6 protein-coding genes are annotated in these 3,307 nt (G+C 29.8%); 2 read left to right on the top strand and 4 right to left on the bottom strand.

Annotation, left to right across the window (positions count from 1 at the left end):
* Positions 1–135: 135 nt before the first annotated feature.
* The 3 genes from CD152_RS09905 to CD152_RS09895 form a co-directional block, all read right to left on the bottom strand.
* The gene (locus CD152_RS09905) at positions 136–471 is read right to left on the bottom strand and encodes an ArsR/SmtB family transcription factor (RefSeq protein WP_012657303.1); all 336 of its coding nucleotides are present in this window, start codon (positions 469–471) and stop codon (positions 136–138) included.
* Between the two features lie 19 nt (positions 472–490).
* Entirely contained in the window at positions 491–1,108 is a 618-nt protein-coding gene (locus tag CD152_RS09900) for a CadD family cadmium resistance transporter (RefSeq protein ID WP_031864126.1), read from the bottom strand.
* A gap of 104 nt (positions 1,109–1,212) precedes the next feature.
* On the bottom strand, positions 1,213–1,779 hold the full coding sequence (locus CD152_RS09895; RefSeq protein WP_031864125.1) for a hypothetical protein: 567 nt from the start codon (positions 1,777–1,779) through the stop codon (positions 1,213–1,215).
* Positions 1,780–2,055: 276 nt separating this feature from the next.
* Between CD152_RS09895 and CD152_RS09890 the strand changes: the two genes are divergently transcribed.
* On the top strand, positions 2,056–2,262 hold the full coding sequence (locus tag CD152_RS09890) for a hypothetical protein (protein WP_031864124.1): 207 nt from the start codon (positions 2,056–2,058) through the stop codon (positions 2,260–2,262).
* Between the two features lie 118 nt (positions 2,263–2,380).
* Here CD152_RS09890 and CD152_RS11775 read toward each other — a convergent pair whose 3' ends face one another.
* On the bottom strand, positions 2,381–2,473 hold the full coding sequence (locus CD152_RS11775; RefSeq protein ID WP_115113453.1) for a type I toxin-antitoxin system Fst family toxin: 93 nt from the start codon (positions 2,471–2,473) through the stop codon (positions 2,381–2,383).
* A 162-nt stretch (positions 2,474–2,635) separates the two neighbouring features.
* Here CD152_RS11775 and CD152_RS09885 point away from each other — a divergent pair, with 162 nt between their 5' ends.
* Entirely contained in the window at positions 2,636–3,007 is a 372-nt protein-coding gene (locus tag CD152_RS09885) for a hypothetical protein (protein ID WP_103214726.1), read from the top strand.
* Positions 3,008–3,307 lie beyond the last annotated feature (300 nt).

Raw genomic sequence — 3,307 nt, 5'->3', positions numbered from 1 at the left:
ACATCAAAATGATAAAAATTAAAAAAGAGGTGAATGGAATTTAAATTCTATTTACCTCTTTTTTGAATGTAACTTAATTACCATTGTGTTACATTTTCAGACAAATAAAAAAAGCAGTCACAGAAATATGACCGCTTAATTATTACTAAAAAATAACTTAATTTCTTCATCTTTGATAAAATAATATGCCATTTTCCCTTTTTTATAAAAATCAAGAACATCATTTTTATACAATAATCTAAGATGATGAGATGTAGAAGCCACACTCATATCTAGAATGATAGCAATATCACAGACACAAAGTTCTTTTTCACTCAGTAAAGACAATACAATTTTTAATTTTTTTTCATCGCATATTTTTTGAAAAATATTAAGTAATCTTTGCGACTTCTCAATTTTTAAAAAATCTAACGCTTTGTCCACTTTATCTTCATGAACACATACTATGTCACAAGTAATAGATTTATTCATTTAATTTCAACACCCTTATCTAAAATAAAAATCCTAAAATTGTTTGAATAGTGTCATTTTCAATAATAATAAATAAACCTAAAGCTATATAAATAACAGCCATTATCCAACGACTATACTTCTCAATAGTACCACCAATTCCAGGTATATTAGCAATTTTTTGAGCTGTAAAAACTAATACAAATATCAACACTAAAAATGTAATAAGTGTAACTATTAGATTTGACATATTAAGTGAAACAAAATATGGAACAAACAATCCAATGTTATCAGCACCACAACTTGCGATAGTCACTAATGCCACAGTTCCTATTAATTTTGATAATCCTTTTTTATCCAATTCTTTTTTTGCTCTTTTTTCACCAGCACAATCGTCATATAATGCTGCTTTAACACCGAAATAAATTGGTATTATACCTAGCAATCCTAAGATCCATTTCTCTGGAACATAATTTAATACGAAAGCTAAAAATAAACTTACTAATATTAAAATAATAGAACCTAGATATTGTCCAATATAGATGTTTCTATATTCTTTCTTTGTGCTAGCTCTAGCAAAGAAGATTAATAAAATAACTAATAAGTCTACAGCAGTTGCTGTGTATAAAACAGTAGCAGTAATAATAGTTTGAAACATAAAAGCACCTCATTCAAAAATTCATTTGAATGAAGCTTAACATATCCATCAGTAACATTCAAGTATATTTTTGAATGTTATTTTAACTCAATAATTTTTTAATATCACTTAAAGAAACGTGACAACAAGCCCCCTTTTTTATTTGTCGTGCTATTACTTTCTTGCTTCTCTTCTCTTAAATCTTTATAAAAGCTATCAACTTTATTTGTATCAGCTTGAGAAGTATCGTCTTTAACTTCCTGTAACTCAATCTCAAGAGCCTTTATTTTCTCATTTGACTGCAATTGTAAAGACTGTTGTTGGGATAAAAGTGTTTGTTGCTGTTTTAATAAACCATTTAAATTATTAACCTGATTAATATATTCATTTTTATCTTTTTTTAGATCTTCTATTTGTTGTTTTAGTATTTCGACCAAATCATCATTTCTAGAATCTTTTTCTTCTGTTTGACTATCTGATACATTAACATCTTCTAGATTCTTATTAATCATACTATTTACTTGTTTGTTCTTATTTATACGCTGAGAGATTAAATCTGCCTGTCTATCATCAATTTGTATCACATTATCTATTTTTTTTAATTCTAAATCTAATGCTTTCGCATTATTTGTGATAGTTGCTTTAGTAACTTCTAACTTATCTGCTAACTGTTTAACTGTATAATTCATCATTTAACTACTCCATTTCAATTATGCAGTGATAAGTACATCTATGTACATAAAAATTAATATTCATTATGTACTTATTATGCGCTATACAATAACAATTATATGCCATTAACCACTTAGACTATGTACTATTCACCGGATATATTATGTAGATAGATTATGCACCTTTATGTACTCTTATCCATCTAAAATTATAACATTTTTATCCGTTTACATTACTCTGAAATTCAATTATTCGTTATAATTAAAATAAGTAGTTAATTTATATGGGGTGATTACATGTCTGAAGAAATCAAAGAAGAAAAAAGAAAATATGGTTTTTATCATCATAAAGGAAAAAACGTAAAAATAGTTTTTAAGGATGGCAAAGCAATTACGGGGAAACTTCTATTTACACCACCTTACGATATCATCATTGAAAAAGAAGATGGACGAGAAATAACGATTTTTAAACATGCTGTAAAGTATGTCTATGTCATTGATTAGTTTTACAAAGAATACTGAATGATATATAATAGACTTAACAAGGATTAGTTCCATGGAAACACCGAACCCCCTGACTGCTGGAACAGTTAGGGGGTTTTTTAGGTGCTGGTATGCCGTCTTACGACTTACGTTGATCTAACCAGTGAGAAAACAACGCAAGGACCACACCGACAATAATCGGCGCAACTATATTTACAAGGATATAGTCCATGGAGATCACCTCCTTCCATAAGATCTCGCCTATGGAAGTAAAGACGGCTTACTCATTATATCGAATTACGATGATTTCTTCTAGGTGGCTTACCTTATTCTTTTTATCACGTAAAAATGAGTGGCATAATAAGGGTAACGATAAACATCAGGAGGATATGTCATGACAAATATTGATTACGAAAAAGAAATTCAAGCGTTAGAAGAAAAGAAGAAACAACTATTGAAAGAAAAGCGTGAAAAAGATAAGAAAGAACTGCAGACCTTAAAAGAAGTCTTTGGTAAAGACTTCCCAAGAAAAGAGAATGGTAAATTTATCTCGTTAGATGAATTTAAGAAAAATTATGTCATTTCACATAAGGATCAGTCAGGGATTGATCCGAATGAATTGAATGCAGTTCAAGAAGAACTCAATCAATTAAAGAAGGCGCTGAATGGCATTGCGGATGCAATGGACGATTCAAGAGGCTACTGGCACGTGAGTGATCTTAAGGGGTTAACGAATTGGTTATCACAGTTTAGAACGAAGGGCTAAACTGTGATAACCAGGCTTACAAAAGATACTGGTATGCAGTATCTTTTGTATCGAATTGATTGGATTAGGATGACGTAAGTAGTCATCATATTCAAATCAATTTGATGAGGTTTTCTACAAAAATCCATCCAAACATCATGTGATGTTTGGATGGATTTTTGTATTTTATATCATCTGTATATTTCGAAGAAATAGACGATGATATAAAACGAAAGGGTTAAGGGAAATACTTTTCCCTTACAAGTAGGTGAATAATACTTTGCGAAGCAAATGTATACATTCGCACTGCTTGACCAAAAC

The organism is Macrococcoides caseolyticum, assembly GCF_002902665.1.
In the GTDB taxonomy this organism is placed as follows: Bacteria; Bacillota; Bacilli; order Staphylococcales; family Staphylococcaceae; genus Macrococcoides; species Macrococcoides caseolyticum.
The sequence above is the reverse complement of the archived record's forward strand: the minus strand, read 5'-3'. Positions and strand labels throughout refer to the sequence as shown.

Coding starts and splice junctions, on each gene's coding strand:
- CD152_RS09905 (WP_012657303.1), bottom strand. CDS start 471: ATGAATAAATCTATTACTTGTGACATAGTATGTGTTCATGAAGATAAA.
- CD152_RS09900 (WP_031864126.1), bottom strand. CDS start 1,108: ATGTTTCAAACTATTATTACTGCTACTGTTTTATACACAGCAACTGCT.
- CD152_RS09895 (WP_031864125.1), bottom strand. CDS start 1,779: ATGATGAATTATACAGTTAAACAGTTAGCAGATAAGTTAGAAGTTACT.
- CD152_RS09890 (WP_031864124.1), top strand. CDS start 2,056: ATGTCTGAAGAAATCAAAGAAGAAAAAAGAAAATATGGTTTTTATCAT.
- CD152_RS11775 (WP_115113453.1), bottom strand. CDS start 2,473: ATGGACTATATCCTTGTAAATATAGTTGCGCCGATTATTGTCGGTGTG.
- CD152_RS09885 (WP_103214726.1), top strand. CDS start 2,636: ATGACAAATATTGATTACGAAAAAGAAATTCAAGCGTTAGAAGAAAAG.